The organism is Acidocella sp. KAb 2-4, from assembly GCF_020567705.1.
Classification (GTDB): domain Bacteria; phylum Pseudomonadota; class Alphaproteobacteria; order Acetobacterales; family Acetobacteraceae; genus Acidocella.
In genome coordinates, this window is the sequence record NZ_JAJDJU010000022.1 from 11,784 (window position 1) to 30,455 (window position 18,672).

At 69.1% G+C, this 18,672-nt stretch carries 20 protein-coding genes; 15 read left to right on the top strand and 5 right to left on the bottom strand.

The features are described from left to right. Positions 1-2: 2 nt before the first annotated feature. Positions 3-1,346 carry a carbohydrate porin gene (locus LI953_RS12630; protein WP_227076447.1) on the bottom strand — a complete coding sequence of 448 codons (1,344 nt, stop codon included), beginning with the start codon at positions 1,344-1,346 and terminating at the stop codon, positions 3-5. Positions 1,347-1,567: 221 nt separating this feature from the next. Between LI953_RS12630 and LI953_RS12635 the strand changes: the two genes are divergently transcribed. The 13 genes from LI953_RS12635 (at position 1,568) to polX (ending at position 11,594) form a co-directional block, all read left to right on the top strand. Beyond that, the gene (locus tag LI953_RS12635; protein ID WP_370635804.1) at positions 1,568-2,758 is read left to right on the top strand and encodes an ROK family protein; all 1,191 of its coding nucleotides are present in this window, start codon (positions 1,568-1,570) and stop codon (positions 2,756-2,758) included. A gap of 13 nt (positions 2,759-2,771) precedes the next feature. Continuing rightward, entirely contained in the window at positions 2,772-2,936 is a 165-nt protein-coding gene (locus LI953_RS12640) for a hypothetical protein (RefSeq protein ID WP_227076449.1), read from the top strand. 85 nt (positions 2,937-3,021) lie between these two features. Then, the gene (gene atpD / locus LI953_RS12645; protein ID WP_227076450.1) at positions 3,022-4,431 is read left to right on the top strand and encodes a F0F1 ATP synthase subunit beta; all 1,410 of its coding nucleotides are present in this window, start codon (positions 3,022-3,024) and stop codon (positions 4,429-4,431) included. Then, positions 4,428-4,841, top strand: coding sequence for a F0F1 ATP synthase subunit epsilon (locus LI953_RS12650; protein WP_227076451.1), 414 nt, complete (start codon positions 4,428-4,430; stop codon positions 4,839-4,841). The genes atpD and LI953_RS12650 overlap by 4 nt, the downstream gene beginning before the upstream one ends. Next, the gene (locus LI953_RS12655; RefSeq protein WP_227076452.1) at positions 4,838-5,119 is read left to right on the top strand and encodes an AtpZ/AtpI family protein; all 282 of its coding nucleotides are present in this window, start codon (positions 4,838-4,840) and stop codon (positions 5,117-5,119) included. The genes LI953_RS12650 and LI953_RS12655 overlap by 4 nt, the downstream gene beginning before the upstream one ends. Beyond that, positions 5,101-5,397: an ATP synthase subunit I gene (locus tag LI953_RS12660; protein WP_227076453.1), complete on the top strand. Its 297-nt coding sequence runs from the start codon at positions 5,101-5,103 to the stop codon at positions 5,395-5,397. Before LI953_RS12655 ends, LI953_RS12660 begins: the two co-directional genes overlap by 19 nt. Further along, positions 5,394-6,080 carry a F0F1 ATP synthase subunit A gene (locus tag LI953_RS12665; protein ID WP_227076454.1) on the top strand — a complete coding sequence of 229 codons (687 nt, stop codon included), beginning with the start codon at positions 5,394-5,396 and terminating at the stop codon, positions 6,078-6,080. The genes LI953_RS12660 and LI953_RS12665 overlap by 4 nt, the downstream gene beginning before the upstream one ends. Further along, entirely contained in the window at positions 6,077-6,322 is a 246-nt protein-coding gene (locus tag LI953_RS12670; RefSeq protein ID WP_227076455.1) for a F0F1 ATP synthase subunit C, read from the top strand. Before LI953_RS12665 ends, LI953_RS12670 begins: the two co-directional genes overlap by 4 nt. Before the next feature lie 4 nt (positions 6,323-6,326). Next, complete coding sequence (locus tag LI953_RS12675) at positions 6,327-7,052, top strand: F0F1 ATP synthase subunit delta (protein WP_227076456.1); 726 nt, start codon at positions 6,327-6,329, stop codon at positions 7,050-7,052. After that, positions 7,042-8,550: a F0F1 ATP synthase subunit alpha gene (locus LI953_RS12680; protein ID WP_227076457.1), complete on the top strand. Its 1,509-nt coding sequence runs from the start codon at positions 7,042-7,044 to the stop codon at positions 8,548-8,550. The genes LI953_RS12675 and LI953_RS12680 overlap by 11 nt, the downstream gene beginning before the upstream one ends. Next, complete coding sequence (locus LI953_RS12685; RefSeq protein ID WP_227076458.1) at positions 8,547-9,362, top strand: FoF1 ATP synthase subunit gamma; 816 nt, start codon at positions 8,547-8,549, stop codon at positions 9,360-9,362. Before LI953_RS12680 ends, LI953_RS12685 begins: the two co-directional genes overlap by 4 nt. Before the next feature lie 25 nt (positions 9,363-9,387). Beyond that, positions 9,388-9,858, top strand: coding sequence for a DUF3775 domain-containing protein (locus LI953_RS12690; protein ID WP_227076459.1), 471 nt, complete (start codon positions 9,388-9,390; stop codon positions 9,856-9,858). Between the two features lie 11 nt (positions 9,859-9,869). Then, positions 9,870-11,594, top strand: coding sequence for a DNA polymerase/3'-5' exonuclease PolX (polX, locus tag LI953_RS12695; RefSeq protein WP_227076460.1), 1,725 nt, complete (start codon positions 9,870-9,872; stop codon positions 11,592-11,594). Here the strand turns inward: polX and LI953_RS12700 are convergent. The 3 genes from LI953_RS12700 to LI953_RS12710 are packed head-to-tail and all read right to left on the bottom strand — an operon-like array spanning position 11,591 to position 14,211. Next, complete coding sequence (locus tag LI953_RS12700; RefSeq protein WP_227076461.1) at positions 11,591-11,908, bottom strand: 2Fe-2S iron-sulfur cluster-binding protein; 318 nt, start codon at positions 11,906-11,908, stop codon at positions 11,591-11,593. The genes polX and LI953_RS12700 overlap by 4 nt on opposite strands. Before the next feature lie 44 nt (positions 11,909-11,952). Further along, complete coding sequence (locus LI953_RS12705; protein WP_227076462.1) at positions 11,953-12,720, bottom strand: SDR family NAD(P)-dependent oxidoreductase; 768 nt, start codon at positions 12,718-12,720, stop codon at positions 11,953-11,955. A gap of 33 nt (positions 12,721-12,753) precedes the next feature. Beyond that, positions 12,754-14,211, bottom strand: coding sequence for an APC family permease (locus tag LI953_RS12710; RefSeq protein WP_227076463.1), 1,458 nt, complete (start codon positions 14,209-14,211; stop codon positions 12,754-12,756). 226 nt (positions 14,212-14,437) lie between these two features. On the opposite strand from LI953_RS12710, the gene LI953_RS15615 reads away from it, so the two are divergent. Both LI953_RS15615 and LI953_RS12720 read left to right on the top strand, forming a co-directional pair. Then, entirely contained in the window at positions 14,438-15,919 is a 1,482-nt protein-coding gene (locus LI953_RS15615; protein ID WP_227076464.1) for an FAD-binding domain-containing protein, read from the top strand. Continuing rightward, entirely contained in the window at positions 15,916-17,418 is a 1,503-nt protein-coding gene (locus tag LI953_RS12720; RefSeq protein WP_227076465.1) for a cryptochrome/photolyase family protein, read from the top strand. The genes LI953_RS15615 and LI953_RS12720 overlap by 4 nt, the downstream gene beginning before the upstream one ends. A 68-nt stretch (positions 17,419-17,486) precedes the next feature. On the opposite strand, the gene prpF is transcribed toward LI953_RS12720, so the two are convergent. Beyond that, positions 17,487-18,668, bottom strand: a complete 1,182-nt coding sequence (gene prpF / locus LI953_RS12725; protein ID WP_227076466.1) for a 2-methylaconitate cis-trans isomerase PrpF — start codon at positions 18,666-18,668, stop codon at positions 17,487-17,489. Positions 18,669-18,672: the final 4 nt, after the last annotated feature.

Here is an 18,672-nt window from a genome sequence, read left to right on the forward strand (position 1 = left end):
GCTTAATTCTCGCTCGGCAACCCGATCAGCCCGCCAATGTTCACGTTGAACTGCAAACCAACGACGAAGGCATCCGGCAGATTGCTCTTCGGATAAGCGCGGCTGCCCAAGCCATCCGGATGCACGATGTACTGGACATTGGGCATCACATCGAGCCACGGCGTCAGATAGGCGTCGTAATCAGCTTCCATCATCATCAGGCTGGACGCCGGACGTTGGCTCCCGCCCAGCGTCGTCACGCGATAATTGTAGAGCTCGTTGATAAACGAGCCACGGTAATGCGTGTCGCTGATCAGGAACCCGGCGCTGTCCGCCGGACGGGACGCCATTGGCCCCTGATAGACGGCGCCGGCGCTGATATTATAGTCGGCAACCTGGTTGCTGTCCGGCCCAAACACGGCCGCGCCAAACACGGTGAGCCCGCGCTGGCTGTTCATGTCCGGGCGATAAACCATCTGCTTGGCCTGCACATACAACATGGTCCGGCCATAGCCCGTCTTGCTGACGGGCATGAACTGGTCATAGGTGTAGGGCGTGCGATCGAACACAACGCCCACATCATAGCGGCGCGGATAGGCGTCATCGGCAAAGCTGGTCTGATAATCAAGCTCCAGCGGAATCTCCGCGCCCTTTGAATGTCCGGTGCCCCAATCGAAACCATGATGCGGCGATGCCGAATCGACCGGATCATTATCCGCGATCCCGGCCTTCACATACCAATCCTGTACCGGCGAAACCACAACCCGTCCGCCCCATACCGCGACCGGCCAGAATGACGCGTTGATGATCTTGCCCATGATATCAGGCTGTCCGCAAATCGCGTTGGACTGAAAATGGCAGTAGATCGGATCGTTCAGTGTCAGCTGGTCCAGCTCTGTGCGGCCGGCGGTGATATCGATCATACCGTTGAGCAGCTTCTGTTCCAGCGTCAGCGTGGTCAGGTTATAGGTCTGTCCGCCGCCATAAATCTGCTGTGTCGCCACGGAGTTGTTGATCACATCCGCGCCCTGGCTACGACCATCGCGGTTGGTGAATTCGATGTGCAGCGCGGCGCCCTGCCAGCCGACGAGTTTTTGCAGGTCGATATCGGCCCCGGCGACCACCTGATCGGCATAATCAGAGCCTTGATGCTCGCCGCCCGAAAGATTGCCGGCGAACTCACCGAAATAATTGGCATTCAGATAGATGCCCTTGGCGGCAAGGTCCTGGCTGATCGCGGCGACCGGCGGCAGATTCAGCTCCGTCGTGTTGGCGCTCTGCGCCTGTGCGCCGGCGCAGCTCAGCACAAGGCCGGCGCACGCGGTCGTCGCCAGCCAGAGCTGGCGTTTGGCATTGGTAAACTTCATCGTTATTCCTCCTGTCCGGATCTTCTCTTCTTGGTTGTCTGTTGTGGCGGGGGGCGTGAAATCCCCCGGTGAAAAGCTGAAACTTCTCCCCTTTCAACGTCAGGCGGTTCTGCCGGACGATATTTATTTTGGTCTCTAATAAAATAGGAATATGAAGCCGCCGGGACCGTGTCAAATAAAAAATTGCTGCCCCGTGGTAGTTACGCTAAGCCTGTGAGGCCATGCACACACGCCGGATCAATTCGAGTACCATCCGCCGGATCAACGCGGCGCGCGTTTTCCACGGAATCCGCAAATCTCCCGGTATTTCGCCGCAGGGTTTGTCGAAGGCGACCGGCGTCGATCTCGCCACCATTTCCATCATTCTCTCGACGCTGGAGCAGGATGGCCTGGTCACCCGCACGTTGAGCGAGCGCACCGGCCGCTCGGGCCGCCCCAACAGCCAACTCAACATCAACGAAAAAGATGGCGTGCTGGCCGGCGTCGCGGTCGATGTCCAGGAAATTCAGATCGTGCTCTCCAGCTTCGCCGGCACGCGCCTCGCCAGCTTGCGGGTCGAGGGCAGCCGCGACCAGGACCGCGCCGCCGCCGCCATCAAATCGGGCGTGCACGCCCTGCTCAAACAGGCCGGGCATCCGCGCAAGGCGCTGGCGGGCGTCGGCGTCGGCATGCCGGGTCTGGTGGGGCTGGATGGCAAGCTGGCGCTGGCCCCGGCGCTGGATTGGCGTGACGTCGATTTCGGCGGCATCGTGTCGGCGGCGCTCGGCGTGCCGGCGCAGCTGGAAAACGACATCAAGGCCGCCGCCATCGCCGAACATCTATTCGGCAGCGGCGTGCATGATGCCGATTTCATTTATCTGTCCGGCCGCTCCGGCGTCGGCAGCGGCCTGTATCTTGGCGGCAGCCTTTATCGCGGGCCGCACGGCATGGCGGGCGAGGTCGGGCATATGAAGCTGATGCCCCATGGCCGGCCCTGCGCCTGCGGCGGCTTCGGCTGCTTCGAGGCTTATGTCTCCGAGCGCGCGATTTTCGAGAGTCTGCGCGAGGCCGGGCTGCACCTCGCCGATGCCGACGCGGTGCGCGACGCGGCGTTGCGCGGCGAGCCAAAGGTGCTGGCGGTGCTCGACGAAGCGGGCAGGAATCTCGGACTCGGCCTCGCCAATCTCGCCAACATCTTCGCGCCGAGCAGCGTGATTCTCGGCGGCATCATGGGCCTGCTGGCCGATTTCCTGCTGCCCGCCGCCCGCCCGGTCTTCGAGGCCAACGCCCTGCGCGAGATCCGCCGCGATGTCGCCATCACCGTCTCCACGCTGGGCGAGTTCGCCATCCCGATGGGCGGCATCGCCATCGCGCTCCAGCATTTTCTCGAGGATCCCTCGGCGGCCCTGCTCCGCCCCCGCGCGGCGGTCTAAGCGCCTCGCGGGCGTGTTCACGCTCCCGCCCCGCCCCGCCCGCCAGCTCCGCCAGCAGCCGACTTCCGAAGCTCAGATCTGGTTGAACTACAGCTACGCGCCGCTCAACACCGCCTCGCTCGGTGTCTCCGGCACGCTTGGCGGCTGTTCCAGCGTCAACGGCGCGCTGCCGGGCTGATGATCCGCCTCGCCAAGGTGTTCTGAGGCGCGGTTTGATCCGCGTCATTGGCAGCCAGCGGGGCGGGGCTTAGCCTTGCCCCGTGATGAGCGCGGCGGAGATGTGGGGCAGGGTGGTTTCGGTGCATGGCGCGGTGGTGGAGGTCGCCTTCCCCGCCGCGCCGCTGCCGCCGGTGCAGACGCTGCTGGCGGTCGCGTGGGACCAGCCGGAGACCTTGCTGCTCGAAGTGCAGGGCCATGCCGATGCCCACACGGTGCGCGCGGTGGCGCTGCAAGCCACGGCGGGGCTGGCCCGTGGCGTGCGGGTGCGCGCCACCGGGGCCCCGCTGAGCGTGCCGGTGGGCGAGGCCGTGCTCGGCCGGTTGCTCGATGTCACCGGCCAGCTGCGCGACCGCGGCCCCGACCTGCCCGCCGGCACCCCGCGCCGGCCCATCCACAACGCGCCGCCGCCGCTGGCCGCCTGGGCGGTGCGCGACACGCTGTTTGAAACCGGGATCAAGGTCATCGACCTGCTCGCTCCGCTGGCCCAGGGCGGCAAGGCGGCGATGTTCGGCGGCGCCGGCGTGGGCAAGACCGTGCTGGTGATGGAGCTGATCCACGCCATGGTCGAGAGCTATCAGGGGCTATCGGTGTTCGCCGGGGTGGGCGAGCGCTCGCGCGAGGGGCACGAGCTGCTCACCGAGATGCGCGGCTCCGGCGTGCTGGCCCGCACCGTGCTGGTCTATGGCCAGATGAACGAGCCGCCCGGCGCGCGCTGGCGGGTGCCGCTCACCGCGCTCGCCATCGCCGAGCATTTCCGCGACGCGCGCCACCGCAACGTGCTGCTGCTGATGGATAACGTATTCCGCTTCGTGCAGGCCGGGGCCGAGATCTCCTCGCTGCTCGGGCGGCTGCCCTCGCGCGTGGGCTACCAGCCGACGCTGATGACCGAGGTGGCGGCCCTGCAGGAGCGCATCGCCGCCGCGTCGGGCTCGGCCATCACCGCCATCCAGGCCGTTTATGTCCCCGCCGATGATTTCACCGATCCAGCCGTCACCGCCATCTCCAGCCACATGGACAGCATGGTGCTGCTCTCGCGCGAGCTGGCGGCGCAGGCCTTCTACCCGGCCATCGACCCGCTCGGCTCCACCTCCGTGCTGCTCGACCCGCTGGTGGTGGGCGCGGCGCATTACCGCGTGGCCGAGCGCGTGCGCCAGACCCTGGCCCGGTTCAAGGAATTGCAGGACATCATCGCGCTGCTGGGCGTGGAGGAGCTGGGCCGCGCCGACCGCCAGGTGGTGACCCGCGCGCGGCGCCTGCAACGCTTCCTCACTCAGCCTTTCGCCGTCACCGAAGCGTTCACCGGCATCCCCGGGCGCAGCGTGAAGCTGGCCGACACCCTGGCCGGGTGCGAGGCGATTCTGGCGGGCGAGACCGACGAGTGGGCCGAAGCCTCGCTCTACATGGTCGGCACGCTGGAGGAAGCCCGCGCCAAGGAACAGGGGGCGGCGGCATGAGGTTGCGCATCACCACCCCGCTGGCGCGCCTGGTGGATGAGGAGATGCGCGGCCTGCGCGCCGAGGACGCCTCGGGCTGGTTCGGCATCTTGCCCGGCCATGCCGATTTCCTCACCCGCCTCGCCGTCTCGGTGGTGAGTTGGACGCGCCCCGATGGCAGCGCGATGCATTGCGCCGTGCGCGGCGGGGTGCTCACCGTCTCCGGCGGGCGGGAGGTGGCGATCGCCACCGCCGAGGCGGTGGCGGACGCCGACCTGCTGCGCCTGGACGAAACCGTGCTCGCCGCCTTCCAGGCCAAGGCGGAGGCCGAGCGCGTCGAGCACAGCGCACAGGCGCAGCTGCAACTCAACGCCATCCGCCAGATCATGAAGCATCTGCGCGCCGCCCAGCGGGCCGGGGCGCGGCTGTGAGCGCGCCCGAGGACGACAAGCTCCTGCAAGGCGCGCGGCGGCGGGCAGCGCGGCACCGGCGCTGGCTGCGCGAGGGCGGCGAGCCCTCGGTGGCCGGGCGGCTGGCGCAGATCGGCGTGCTGGGCTGGATCGTGGTGGTGCCGACCCTGGCCGGCATCTTCCTCGGCCGCTGGCTGGACCGCCTGTTCCATAGCGGCATTTTCTGGACCGCCCCGCTGCTCATGCTCGGTGTGGCGCTGGGCTGCTGGGCGGCGTGGAAATGGGTGAACAGCGCATGAGCGCCGCGCTGCTGGCCGCGCTGGCGGGCTGGGCCCTGGCCGGGGCGGCGCTGGGCTGGCTGTATTTCCGCGCCCTGTGGTGGAACATCCGGCTGTTCACCGCGCCGCCGCGTCCGGCCCTCGCGGCGCTGGCGGGCCTCGCGCGGTTCGCCGCCCTTGGCGTGGCGCTGTATCTGGCCAGCCGCCAGGGCGCTTTGCCCCTGCTCGCCGCCAGCCTCGGCCTGCCCGCCGGGCGCGCCCTGGCGCTGCGGCGGGCCAAACGCGAGCTGGCGCCATGACCTCGCCGCTCGCCAACCCGGTGCTGTTCCATCTCGGCCCGCTCGGCATCACCGCGCCGGTGGTGGTCACCTGGGCGATCATGCTCGCGCTCAGCCTCGGCGCGGTTTTGCTCACCCGGCGTCTGGCCCTGCTCCCCAGCCGCACCCAGGCGCTGCTGGAGCTGCTGGTCGAGGCCGTGGACGCGCAGATCCGCGACACCATGCGCACCGAACCCACCCCCTACCGCGCCTTCATCGGCACGCTGTTCGTGTTCATCTTCACCGCCAACTGGTCCACGCTGGTGCCCGGCATCGAGCCGCCCACCGCGCATCTGGAGACCGACGCCGCGCTGGCCCTGCTGGTGTTCCTGGCGGTCATCGTGTTCGGCATCCGCGCCGGGGGGGTGCGTGGTTATCTCGCCAGCTTCGCCACGCCCAGCGCCTTCATGATCCCGCTCAATTTCGCCGAGAGCCTGACGCGCACCTTCTCGCTGTTGGTCCGCCTGTTCGGCAATGTGATGAGCGGCGTGTTCGTGGTCGGCATCGTGCTCTCGCTGGCCGGGCTGCTGGTGCCGATCCCGCTCATGGCGCTCGACCTGCTGACCGGCGCCGTGCAGGCTTACATCTTCGCCGTGCTCGCCATGGTGTTCATCGCCCAGGCGGTGGGCGAGACCAAACCCGATAATGACAGGAGTGACGCATGAACTGGTTGGCCCTTGCCAGCATTGTCTCGGCCGCGATCGCGGTGTCCTTCGGCGCCATCGGCCCGGCCCTGGGCGAGGGCCGCGCCGTCGCCGCCGCGATGGACGCCATCGCCCGCCAGCCGGAGGCGGCCAACACCATCTCGCGCACGCTGTTCGTGGGGCTGGCGATGATCGAGACCATGGCGATCTACTGCCTGGTCATCGCGCTGCTGCTGCTCTTCGCCAATCCGCTGCTGAAATGAGCGCATGAGCATCGATTTCGGCACGTTGGCGCTGCAGGCCGTCAACGTCCTCATCCTCATCTGGCTGTTGCAGCGCTTCTTCTGGCGCCCGGTTGCCGCGATCATCGCGCAGCGGCGCGCGGCGGCGCAGGCGATGCTGGACGACGCCGCCAAACGGCAGGCGGAGGCCGAGGCGCAGATGGCCGGAATCGAACAGGTGCGGGCGGGGTTCGCGCAGGAGCGCGCGGCCATCCTGGCGGCGGCGCAGGCCGAGGCCGCCAGCCTGCGCGCCGCCGCCGAGGCCGAAGCCGCCAGCGCGGCGAAAGCGCTGGAGGCCGCCACCCGCGTCCGCCTGAGCGCCGAGGAAAAAACGGCGATGGCGGCGCTGCGCGGCGAGGCGGCGGAACTCGCGGTGCGGATCGCCGGGCGGCTGGTGGCGCGGCTGGATGCCCCCGCCTTGCGCGCGGCCTTTCTCGACAGCACGCTGCGCGAACTCGCAACCCTTCCGGCGGAGCTGCGCCAGGGCGTGCGCGTTCTCACCGTGACCAGTCCCGCCCCGCTGCCGCCCGAGGAGCAGACCGCCTGCGCCGCCCGGCTGCGCACGGCGCTGGGCGGCGAGGTGGCGATCAGCTTCGCCGCCGACCCCGCCGTGCTCGCCGGGTTGGAGCTGGCGGGCGGGGCGCTCAGCCTGCGCAATTCCTGGCGGGCGGATCTGGAGCGCCTGCGGGCGGAGCTGGACCATGCCGCCTGACCCGTCCTGGCTGGACGAGGCCAGCGCCAAGCTGGCGCATGTGCCGCTCGGCCCGCGCACCGAGCTGGTCGGGCGGGTCGAGGAAGTGGCCGATGGCGTCGCCATGGTCTCCGGCCTGCCGCAGGCCCGGCTCTCCGAGCTGCTGCGCTTTTCAGGCGGGCAATACGGCTTCGCCCAGGTGCTGGAGCGCGCCCGTATCGGCTGCGTGCTGCTCGACGCGCCGGAGCGCGTGGCGGTGGGCGACCTTGTGCACGGCACGGGCGACGTGGTGCGCGTGCCGGTGGGGCCGGAGCTGCTGGGCCGGGTGGTCGATCCGCTTGGCCGCCCGCTGGACGGCAAGGGCCCAGTCAATGCCGCGCTGTTCGAGCCGGTGGAGCGCCCGGCGCCCGAGATCATCGACCGCGACCTGGTGACGCAGCCGGTGCAAACCGGGCTGCTGGTGGTCGATACGCTGTTCGCCCTCGGGCGCGGCCAGCGCGAGCTGATCATCGGCGACCGCGCCATCGGCAAGACCACAATCGCCACCGACACCATCCTCAGCCAGAAACACAGCGACATGATCTGCGTCTATGTTGCGGTGGGGCAGAAAACCTCGGCGGTGCGCCGGGTGATCGCCGCGATTCAGGCGCAGGGCGCGCCGGAGCGCTGCATCATCGTCGCCGCCCCCGCCGCCGCCACGCCGGGGCTGCAATGGATCGCCCCGTTCGCCGGCTTCACCATGGCCGAATATTTCCGCGATCGCGGCCAGCACGCGCTGGTCGTGATCGACGACCTCACCAAGCACGCCGCCACGCATCGCGAGCTGGCGCTGCTCAACCGCCTGCCGCCGGGGCGCGAGGCGTATCCCGGCGATATCTTCTACGTCCATGCCCGGCTGCTGGAGCGCGCCGCCAAGCTCAGCGCCGAAAAGGGCGGCGGCTCGCTCACCGCCCTGCCCATCGCCGAGACCGATGCCGGCAATCTCAGCGCCTATATCCCCACCAACCTGATCTCGATCACCGACGGGCAGATCGTGCTCGATGCAAGGCTGTTCCACGAGGGCCAGAAACCGGCGGTGGATGTGGGGCTGAGCGTCAGCCGCGTCGGCGGCAAGACGCAGGCCCCGGCGCTGCGTGCGGCGGCGGAGACGCTGCGGCTCGACTACGCGCAATTTCTGGAGCTGGAGATTTTCACCCGCTTCGGCGGCATGCCGGATGCGCGGGTGAAAGGCCAGCTCCTCCGCGGCGCGAAGCTGCGCGCCATCCTCACCCAGCCGCGCCACGCGCCGCTGCCTTTGGCCGAACAGGTTGCGCTGGTGCTGGCCGCGCAATCCGGGCTGCTGGACGCGCTCACCAGCGACGCCCTCGCCGCCTTCCGCCACGGCTTGGCCGCGCGCTTGGCGCGGGACGCAACCGAGGCAATGCGCATGATCGAGGCCACCGGGCGGTTGGAGGGGGCGGCGGAAACCGCCTTGCGCGCGGCGCTGACCGTCTTCGCCCGCGAGCTGGCGGCGCCATGACCGAGCGTCTGGCCGACATTACCGCGCGCATCGGCAATATCGGCCAGCTTGGCACGGTGGTGAACGCGATGCGCGGTATCGCCGGGGCGCGGGCGCAGGCGGCGCGGGGGCAGCTGGCCGCGGTGGAGGGCTACATGGCGGTCATCGAGGTGGCGATCGGGCGCGGCTTCGCCCTACTGCCCGCCCCGCCGCCCCCGGTGGCGGCGGGGCAAGCCGCGCAGGTGCTGCTCTGCGCCGAACAGGGCTTCGCCGGGGCGTTCAGCGCGCATGTGCTGGATGCCGCCGAAGCGGGGGCGAAGCTGTTCCTCATCGGCACGCGCGGCGCCACGCTGGCGGCTGAGCGCGGCCTCGCCCCGGCCTGGAGCTGCGCCTTCCCCGCCGCCTCGGCCGGCGTGCCGGGGCTGGCGGGGCGGATCGCGCAGGCGCTCTATGAGGGCATCGCCAATACCGGCATCGGCGCGGTGGAGGCGCTGTATTGCCGCTGGCTGCCCGCCGCCGGGCTGCAGCTCCAGCGCCGCCGCCTGCTGCCGCTCGACCCGGCGGATTTCCCCGTCGCCGCGCCACATAATCCGCCCTTGCTCACCCTGCCCCCGGCGGCGCTGCTGGAGGGGCTGACCGCCGACCATGTCCACGCTGTGCTCTGCCAGGCGGCGCTGCACAGCTTCGTGGCCGAGAACGAGGCGCGCATGGCGACGATGGCGGCGGCGCACCTGCATATCGAGGCGCAGCTCCAGGGGCTGGAGCAGACGCGCCGCGTCGTCCGCCAGGAGGAGATCACCGCCGAGATCGTCGAGCTCGCCGCGAGCCTATAAATTCCCGTCAGCTTGCGGAATATCAATGCCCGCGCGCGGCAGCTGTGGCTCCAATACCCGCCTGCAAGCGCAAAGCGAGGACGCCATGGCCGACGAACCCACCTTGTCCATTCCGCTGGAAACCATCTGCTTCATCATCACCAAGGCGCGCGAGTTCGACGCCAAGGACGAAGTCTCCGAACCCGATCCCGGTTCCAACCCCAGCGATGACGACATGCGCGCCGTGCTGGAGGACCATGCGGACGACCCGGTGGTGGCCGAGATCACCGCGGTCATCGACGATCTCAACGAGGACGCGCAGCTCGACCTCGTCACCCTGGTCTGGCTCGGGCGCGGCGATGGCGATCTCGACTCCTGGGGCGCGCTGCGGGGCGAGGCGGTGAACGCCTATAACGGCCGCACCGCCGACTACCTGCTGGGCATCCCGCTGCTGGCCGATTATCTTGAGGAGGCGCTGGCGCAATTCGGCCTCAGCTGCGCCAGCGTGCAGGATTAGCCGGGGGCGTGATGCCCGCCAGCAACGCCGAGATCGCGGCCCAGCTCGACAAGATTGCCGATCTGCTCGACATCGAGGGTGCCAACCCGTTCCGCATCCGCGCCTATCGCCGCGCCGCGCGGCTGGTCGGCGAATTGCCGCGCGCGGTGGCGGACATGCTGGCCGCGGGCGAGGATCTCGACGATCTGCCCGGCATCGGCCCGGATTTGGCGGGTAAGATCGCGACCCTGGCGCAGGGGCGCGCGCCGCCGCTGCTGCTTGAGCTGGAGCGCGAGACGCCACCCGGCATCGCGGCGCTGCTGGCGATACCGGGGCTGGGGCCCAAGCGCGTGCATGCGCTGCACGAGGCGCTGGGCATCGACAGCGTGGCGGCGCTGCGCCAGGCGGCGGCGGACGGCAAGCTGCGCGGCGTGCCCGGCTTCGGCGCCGGGCTGGCGGCCAAGATCGTGGATGCCCTGGCCGGCGGCGCGGGCGCGGCGCCGCGCACCCTGCTGGCCGTGGCCGAGCAGACCGCGCAGCCCCTGCTGGCCTATCTGCGCCAGGCGGAGGGCGTGAGCGCCGCCGAGATCGCGGGCAGCTTCCGGCGCCGGCGCGAGACGGTGGGCGATCTCGACATCGTGGCGGTGGCGGCAGAGAGCGCGCCGGTGATGCGCCGCTTCACCGGCTATGAGGCGGTGGCGGAGGTGGTGGAGCGGGGGCCGACCCGCGCCACCATCCGCCTGCGCGGCGGCTTGCAGGTGGATCTGCGCGTGGTGCCGCCGGAGAGTTACGGCGCCGCGCTGTGCTATTTCACCGGGGCCAAGGCGCATAACATCGCGCTGCGCCAGATCGCCCTCGACCAGGGGCTGAAGCTGAACGAATACGGGCTGCACCGGGGCCCGCGGCGTGTGGCCGGGGCGACCGAGGCGGACCTCTACGAGCGGCTCGGCCTGCGCTGGATTCCGCCCGAACTGCGCGAGGACCAGGGCGAGATCGCCGCCGCCCGCGCGAACCGCCTGCCGCATCTGCTTACGCTGGACGACATCAGGGGCGATCTGCACATGCACACCACCGCCAGCGATGGCCGCACCAGCCTGCGCGGCATGGCCGAGGCCGCGCGCGCCCGTGGCTACGCCTATATCGCCATCACCGACCATAGCCGCCGCCTGCGCATGGCGCACGGGCTGGACGCGAAACGCCTGGCGCGGGAGATGGAGGAGATCGACCGCCTGAACGCCGATACCCCCGGCTTCACGATCCTCAAATCCATCGAGGTGGATATCCTGGAAGACGGCACGCTCGACCTGCCGGATGATGTGTTGTCCCGGCTCGATCTGGTGGTCGGCGCCGTCCATTCGCGCTTCGACCTGCCGCCCGCCCAGCAGAGCGAGCGGCTTCTGCGCGCCATGGACCATCGCTGCTTCACCATCCTCGCCCACCCCACCGGACGGCTGCTCAACCAGCGCCCGGCCTATGCGCTGGACATGGCGCGCGTGATGCGCGGCGCGGCCGAGCGCGGCTGCTTCCTGGAACTCAACGCCCAGCCCGAGCGGCTGGATTTGAACGACGCGCATTGCCGGATGGCCAAATCGCTTGGGCTGAAACTTGCCATCTCCACAGATGCGCATGGCGATGCCGAACTCGGCTTCATGCGCTTCGGTGTCGATCAGGCCCGGCGCGGCTGGCTGGAGGCGGCGGATGTGCTGAACACCAGACCGCTGCCCGCGCTGCGCGCCTTGCTACGCCAGCGGCGCTAACCCTCGGGCGGGATGGTGAGCGCCAGCCCGTCCTCCGCCGCGGTGAGCACGAGCTGGCAGGCGAGGCGCGAATTCTCGCGCGGCGCGGCGAGGCCGCCGATCACGATCCCCTCCAGCTCGCCAAAGGGCGGGCGCGAGGCCGGGCTTCGCGGATCGACATAGACATGGCAGGTGGCGCAGGTCATGCAGCCGCCGCACAGCGCCCGCAGCTCCATATAGCCGCCCTCATGCAGCGCGTCGGAGAGCGCCCGGCTGGGGCGGTATTCGATCCGGCGGGTCTGGCCGTCGCGGCCGGTGACGATGAGATGCGGCATACACGCCCTCTAGCATCGCCCCGCGCCGCGGCGCCATGCCCCGGCTACACGGCGGTGAAGCCGTTATCCACGAATAGATGCGTGCCGTTGATGAAGGAGGCGTCGTCGCTGGCCAGGAACAGCGCGGCGCGCGCCACCTCCTCGGGTTCGCACATCCGCCCCTGCTGTGCGGCGATCACACTCTCGGATGCGTCAACCCCGAGCGCGGTCAGCTTCGCCACCTCGTTCATGCCGTGCGGGGTGCGGATGAAGCCGGGGCAGACCGCGTTGCAGCGTATGTTCTGCTCGCGGAAATCCACGGCGATGGCGCGGGCGAACATATGCACCGCGCCCTTGCTGGTGTTGTAGACCACCTCCATCGGCGTGGCGGCGATGGCCGAGATCGACGAGGTGCAGACGATGCTGCCGCCCCCGGCCGCGATCATGCCCGGCAGCACCGCCTTGGTGACGAGGAACATGCTCTTCACGTTCACCGCCATCAGCCAGTCCCATTCCTCCTCGGTGGTTTCCAGGAAGGGTTTCACGATGATCGTGCCGGCGTGGTTGAACAGCACGGTGGGCGCGCCGAGTGCCTTGGTGATGGCCTCGACCGCCGCGTTCACCTCCGCCGCGCGCGACACATCGGCCTGCGCGAAGGCCGCCTTGGCCCCGGTGGCGGCGATCTCGGCGGCCACGCGCTCGCCATTCTCCTTCGCGCGGTCGATAATGCCGACGCGCGCGCCCTCGGCGGCGAACATCCGCGCCGCCGCCTCGCCCGCGCCGCCCGCCCCGCCGGTGACGAGCACCGTCTTGTCCTGGAACCGTTGCCTCATGCGCGAAACCTCCTTGTTGTGGTTGTGTGGGTTTTAACCGCCCAGCTTCACCGGCTCATCCGAACCCAGCACCGCCCCGGCCTTGCGCAGCGTCTCCGGCCGGGTGATGGCGAGCCACGCGGCCCCGGCGGCGAACAGGCCGAACCAGGCGAGCGTGATCCAGGGCATCCAGGTATAGGGCGCGCCGCTATTTTCCACGATTTGCCCGGCGAACAGCCCGATCATCATCAGCCCGCCCATGACCGGCAGCACGAGATGGCGGATCAACCGGCGGCTGCCCTGGCGCATGAAATAGGCGATGGCGGCGACGTTGGCGAACACATAGACGACGAGAATGGCCAGCGTCAGCAGAAAGCCGAGATAGCCATAAACATTGCTGCCGCCATCGGGGTTGGCCAGCCCGCCCGAGAGCGCCCCGACCACCAGCACGATGGCGAAGGTGAGCGCGCTCTGGAACAGCACGGCGTTGGAGGGCGTGTTGTGCTTGGGGTTGATATGCGCGAGCGGGCGCGGCAACAGCCCCTCGCGGCCCATGGTGTAGAGAATGCGCACGATGCCGGAATTGGAGTTCACCGACACCGCGAACATGCTGGAGACCGAGGCCAGGATGATGAGCGGCGTCATCCACGGCGCATACATATGCGCGAGGTCGTTCCACGGGGTCGAGGCGCCGGTCAGCGCGTTCACCTTGTCATCGCCCAGCCCGATCACCTCGGCCCAGATGCAGAAGGTGTAGATGGCGCCGACGGTGATGGTGGAGAGCGCGATCGCCAGCGGCACGTTGCGCCGGGGCTGGCGCACCTCCTCGCCCAGCGTGGTCGCGCCCTCGAAGCCGACGAAGCTGAGCGCCGCAAACACCGCGCCGATCACCAGCCCCTGGGTGCCGTGCGGCGACGAGCTGGGCGCCAGTGGATGCAGCGACAGCCCATGCGCCCCGCCCATGGCGACCACGATTACCGCCATCGTCAGCACCACGCCGACCTCGATGAGGAACAGGATCATCGCCGTGCGCAGCGAGGCTTGAATTCCCTCCAGCGCCAGGAAGGTCATGAACCCCCAGGGCAGCAGCGAGATCAGCCCCCAGGGGATGTTGAGGCCGAATTCCTGCTGGATGGTCTGTTGCAGATAGGCGCCGATCAGCGCCACCTCGATCGGCGGCAGCAGCGCATAGGCCAGGAACATCAGCCCGCCGGTGATGAACCCCGCATGCGGCCCCAACCCCTGCGCGACATAGGTGTAAAACGACCCCGCGCTCGGCGTTTGCGCCGCCATCTCCATGATGCCGCTGGCGGTGATGAGCATGGCGATCAGGCAGGCGAAATACACAAACGGCGTCGCCGGGCCCGAAAATGGCGTGGAGAATTGCGGGTTGAAAAAGGTGGAGACCGCCGGGCCCATGATCGCGGCGGACATGATGACCGCGCCCGGCAGGCCAACGGAGTTGGATTTCAACCGCGCCTGCTGCGGCGGGAGGGAAGCGGTGTCAGACATGGCGGCTCCTCGGTTGCGGATTCTTGTTTGTCGGGCGAGGTCGTCTGGCCGGCGGGCTCCGGTCATCCACGTAACATTGTCTGGCGGAGCCTAGGGCAGGGGTCAGATCGATTAAATCCCAACATGGTTACCTTAACTTATTCGGTTTCTTACGTATATCCCGCAGGAGCGCCCGCGGCGGGCATGGCGGAGGGGCGGTGCGGATGCATCTGGCAGGGGAGCGCGGGTGACACAGATCGTCTGGTTCAAGCGTGATTTGCGCCTGGCCGATCACGCGCCGCTCTGGCACGCGGCGCAGCGGCAAGGCCCGCTCATCGCGCTCTACATCTTCGAGCCCGAACTCTGGCGCCAGCCGGATCTGAGCCCGCGCCATTATGCCTGCCTGCATGCCGCGCTGCTCGATCTGTGCGCCAGCCTGGCGCGGCGCGGCCAGCGCCTGGTGGTGCGCGTGGGCGCGGCGGTCGAGGTGCTGGACGAGCTGGCACGGGTGCATCCCGGCTGCAGCTTGTGGTCGCATCAGGAGACCGGCAATGGCTGGAGCTATGCGCGCGACCGCGCGGTGGCGCGCTGGGCGCGCCGCGCCGGGGTGGCGTGGCACCAATACCAGAGCGGCGCCGTGGTGCGGCGCCTGGGCAGCCGCAACCAGTGGGATGCGCTCTGGCGCGGGGTGATGGAGCAGCCTGTCTATCCGGTGCCCGCGCTGCCCCCGCCCGCCGATCTGCGCAGCGACTCGCTGCCCGATCCGGCGCCTTTCGCCGCCGGGCCGCTGCATCCGGGTCGCCCCGCCGCGATCGCCCGGCTGGGCGTGTTTCTGCGCGAGGCCGGAGCGGGCTATGCGCGCGGCATGTCCTCGCCACGCACGGCGGTGCAGGATTGCTCGCGCCTGTCGGTGCCGCTGTCGCTGGGCGCGCTCTCGCTGCGCGAGGTGGTGCAGGCCACGCGCCGCCGCCAGCGCGAGGTCGCGGCCCTGCCCAAGCCCGAGCGCGGCGCCTGGCCGCTGGCCCTGCGCGCCTTCGAGGCGCGGCTGCACTGGCATTGCCATTTCATCCAGAAGCTGGAGAGCGAGCCGCGCCTGGAATTCGAAAACCTACACCCGGCCTATAACGGTCTGCGCGGGCACGACGCCGCCCGCTTCGCCGCGTGGGCCGGGGGGCGCACCGGCTACCCGATGATCGACGCCTGCATGCGCGCGCTCACCGCCACGGGCTGGATCAATTTCCGCATGCGCGCCATGCTGGTGAGTTTCGCCAGCGGCCATCTATGGCTCGATTGGCGCGAACCGGCGCTGCATCTGGCCCGGCTGTTCGCCGATTACGAGCCGGGCATCCATTACCCGCAGGTGCAGATGCAATCCGGCACCACCGGCATCAACACGCTGCGCCTCTACAACCCGGTGAAGCAGGGGCTGGACCATGACCCGGACGGCGACTTCATCCGCACCTGGGTGCCCGAGATCGCGCATCTGCCGTCCGGGCTGCTCCACGCGCCCTGGACCGCGCCCGAACCTCCGCCCGGCTATCCGGCGCAGATCGTCGATGAGGCCGCCGCCCGCAAGCAGGCGGCGGCCAGCATCTACGCGCTGCGCAAAACCCCCGCGCATCGGCGAACCGCCAGCGCCATCGTGCAAAAACATGGCAGCCGCAAGCGCCCGCCGCCCCGGCGCAAGCGGCAAAAACCACCCCCGGCGGCCGGAGACCTGTTCGCATGACCCGCCTGTTCCCCGTGCTGGGCGACCAGCTCAGCCTCGGCCTGCCCAGCCTCGCCATGGCCGACAAAGCGCGTGACGTGGTGCTGATGATGGAGGTGCGCGCCGAAGCCATCACGCCGCGCCACCACAAGAAAAAGATCGCCTTTCTGCTCTCGGCCATGCGCCATTTCGCGCAGGAGCTGCGCGCGGCGGGATACAAGGTCGATTACGTAACGCTGGACGACCCGGACAACACGCAGAGCTTCGCCGGGGAGATCGCGCGCGCCCAAACCCGCCATGGCGCCACCGGGATCATCGCCACCTGGCCCGGCGAATACCGCGTCGCCGAGATGCTGCGCGGGCTGGGGGCGGAATTGCTGGAGGATACGCGCTTCCTCTCCACTCGCGCCGATTTCGCCGCCTGGGCCGAGGGGCGCAAGCAGCTGCGCATGGAATTCTTCTACCGCCAGCTCCGCGCGCGCCGCGGCGTGCTCATGCGCGATGGCGAACCCGAAGGCGGGCAGTGGAATTTCGACACCGAAAACCGCAAGCCGCTGCCCCCTGGCCTCACCATCCCGCCGCCCTACGCCGAACTGCCGGACGCGCTGACCGAGGCCGTGCTGGCCCTGGTCGAACGCCAGTTCCCCGATCATTTCGGCGATCTGCGCCCGTTCGCCTATGCCGTCACCCGCGTCGGCGCGCTGGCGGCGCTGCGCCAGTTCATCGCCCAGCGCCTCTCCCGCTTCGGCGATTACCAGGACGCGATGCGCCAGGGCGAACCCTGGCTGTTCCATTCCCATATCGCCCTCTACCTCAATTGCGGCCTGCTGCTGCCCGGCGAGTGCATCGCCGCCGCCGAGGCCGCCTACCGCGCCGGGGCGGCGCCGCTCAACGCCGCCGAAGGCTTCATCCGCCAGATCCTCGGCTGGCGGGAATATGTGCGCGGGCTGTACTGGCTGAAGATGCCCGGCTACGCCGCGCAGAACGCGCTCGGCGCCACCCGGCCTCTGCCGGAATTTTACTGGACCGGCGAGACCGAGATGAACTGCCTGCGCCAATGCGTGGCCGAAACCCGCGCCAACGCCTATGCGCATCACATCCAGCGGCTGATGGTGCTCGGCAATTTCGCCCTGCTCGCGGGGCTCGACCCGCGCGCCGTGAACGAATGGTATCTGCTGGTCTATGCCGATGCCTATGAATGGGTGGAGCTGCCGAACGTCTCCGGCATGGTGCTGTTCGCAGATGGCGGGCTGCTGGCGAGCAAACCCTATGCGGCGGGCGGGGCGTATATCAACCGCATGTCGGATTACTGCCGCCATTGCCGCTACGACGTGACGCAGAAAACCGGCCCGCGCGCCTGCCCGTTCAACGCGCTGTACTGGGATTTCCTGGCCCGACACCGCGACACATTGGCGCGCAACCCGCGCCTTGCCCTGGCCTATAAAAACCTCGGCCGCATGGCGCCCGAAGCCCTGGCGGCGCTGCGCGCGCGGGCCGGGGAGGTGCTGGCGGCGCTCTAGCCCCGGGCCAATAAAAAACCACCCGGCCTAGGGCCGGGCGGTTTCGGGAGGCTCAAACCCTGGCGGGATTACCCGGCGAAGGGCACATGCACCCAGCCGGACATCAGCACGCGGGCCGAGCGGCTCATGATCGCCTTGCTCACCTGCCACTCGCCGTTGACGAGTTGCGCCTTGGAGCCGACGCGCAACGTGCCCGAGGGATGGCCGAAGCATACCGTCTCGCGCTCGCCCCCGCCCGCGGCCAAATTGACCAGCGTGCCGGTGATCGCCGCCGCGGTGGCGATGGCGACCGAGGCGGTGCCCATCATCGCGTGGTGCAGCTTGCCCATCGACATCGCGCGCACCAGCACGTCGATATCCCCAGCCCCGATCGGCTTCCCGGACGAGGCGGTGTAAGCCTTTGGCGGCGCCACCCAGGCGATCTTCGGCGTGTGCTGGCGCGAAGCGGCTTCGTCGAGCGACTTGATCAGCCCCATCTTCAGCGCGCCGTAAGCCCGGATCGTCTCCAGCTTCTGCAGCGCCGCGGCGTCGCTGTTCACGTCCTCCTGCAACTCGGTGCCGGTATAGCCCAGCGCCTCGGCGTTGAGGAAAATCGTCGGGATGCCGGAATTAATCATCGTCGCCTTGAAGGTGCCGATGCCCGGCACCTCCAGATCATCGATCAGCTTGCCGGTGGGGAACAGCGCGCCGCCATCGCCCTCCTCGGCCGGGTCCATGAATTCCAGAACCACCTCGGCGGCGGGGAAGGTCACGCCGTCGAGCTCGAAATCGCCGGTTTCCTGCACTTCGCCATTGGTCATCGGCACATGCGCGATGATCGTCTTGCCGATATTAGCCTGCCAGATGCGGATCACCGCCGTGCCGTTGGCGGGCAGGCGGGCGGGGTCGACCAGCCCGTTGCGGATCGCGAACGGGCCGACCGCGGCGGAGAGATTGCCGCAATTGCCCGACCAGTCGACGAACGCCTTGTCGATGGCGACCTGCCCGAACAGGTAGTCGACGTCGTGATCGGGCTTTTCGCTGCGGCTGATGATCACGGTTTTCGAGGTCGAGGAGGTCGCCCCGCCCATGCCGTCGATCTGCTTGCCGTAAGCGTCCGGGCTGCCGATCACGCGCATCAGCAGGGTGTCGCGCGCCTTGCCGGGCGTGCGCGCGGCCGCGGGCAGTTCATCGCGCACGAAGAACACGCCCTTGGAGGTGCCGCCACGCATATAGGTGGCGGGAACCTTGATCTGCGGTGCGAAGGTCATGTCC

Excerpts from the sequence above, each read along its gene's own strand:
- LI953_RS12630 (WP_227076447.1), bottom strand. The coding sequence starts at position 1,346 with ATGAAGTTTACCAATGCCAAACGCCAGCTCTGGCTGGCGACGACCGCG.
- LI953_RS12635 (WP_370635804.1), top strand. The coding sequence starts at position 1,568 with ATGCACACACGCCGGATCAATTCGAGTACCATCCGCCGGATCAACGCG.
- atpD (WP_227076450.1), top strand. The coding sequence starts at position 3,022 with ATGAGCGCGGCGGAGATGTGGGGCAGGGTGGTTTCGGTGCATGGCGCG.
- LI953_RS12650 (WP_227076451.1), top strand. The coding sequence starts at position 4,428 with ATGAGGTTGCGCATCACCACCCCGCTGGCGCGCCTGGTGGATGAGGAG.
- LI953_RS12660 (WP_227076453.1), top strand. The coding sequence starts at position 5,101 with ATGGGTGAACAGCGCATGAGCGCCGCGCTGCTGGCCGCGCTGGCGGGC.
- LI953_RS12665 (WP_227076454.1), top strand. The coding sequence starts at position 5,394 with ATGACCTCGCCGCTCGCCAACCCGGTGCTGTTCCATCTCGGCCCGCTC.
- LI953_RS12670 (WP_227076455.1), top strand. The coding sequence starts at position 6,077 with ATGAACTGGTTGGCCCTTGCCAGCATTGTCTCGGCCGCGATCGCGGTG.
- LI953_RS12675 (WP_227076456.1), top strand. The coding sequence starts at position 6,327 with ATGAGCATCGATTTCGGCACGTTGGCGCTGCAGGCCGTCAACGTCCTC.
- LI953_RS12680 (WP_227076457.1), top strand. The coding sequence starts at position 7,042 with ATGCCGCCTGACCCGTCCTGGCTGGACGAGGCCAGCGCCAAGCTGGCG.
- LI953_RS12685 (WP_227076458.1), top strand. The coding sequence starts at position 8,547 with ATGACCGAGCGTCTGGCCGACATTACCGCGCGCATCGGCAATATCGGC.
- LI953_RS12690 (WP_227076459.1), top strand. The coding sequence starts at position 9,388 with ATGCCCGCGCGCGGCAGCTGTGGCTCCAATACCCGCCTGCAAGCGCAA.
- polX (WP_227076460.1), top strand. The coding sequence starts at position 9,870 with ATGCCCGCCAGCAACGCCGAGATCGCGGCCCAGCTCGACAAGATTGCC.
- LI953_RS12700 (WP_227076461.1), bottom strand. The coding sequence starts at position 11,908 with ATGCCGCATCTCATCGTCACCGGCCGCGACGGCCAGACCCGCCGGATC.
- LI953_RS12705 (WP_227076462.1), bottom strand. The coding sequence starts at position 12,720 with ATGAGGCAACGGTTCCAGGACAAGACGGTGCTCGTCACCGGCGGGGCG.
- LI953_RS12710 (WP_227076463.1), bottom strand. The coding sequence starts at position 14,211 with ATGTCTGACACCGCTTCCCTCCCGCCGCAGCAGGCGCGGTTGAAATCC.
- LI953_RS12720 (WP_227076465.1), top strand. The coding sequence starts at position 15,916 with ATGACCCGCCTGTTCCCCGTGCTGGGCGACCAGCTCAGCCTCGGCCTG.
- prpF (WP_227076466.1), bottom strand. The coding sequence starts at position 18,668 with ATGACCTTCGCACCGCAGATCAAGGTTCCCGCCACCTATATGCGTGGC.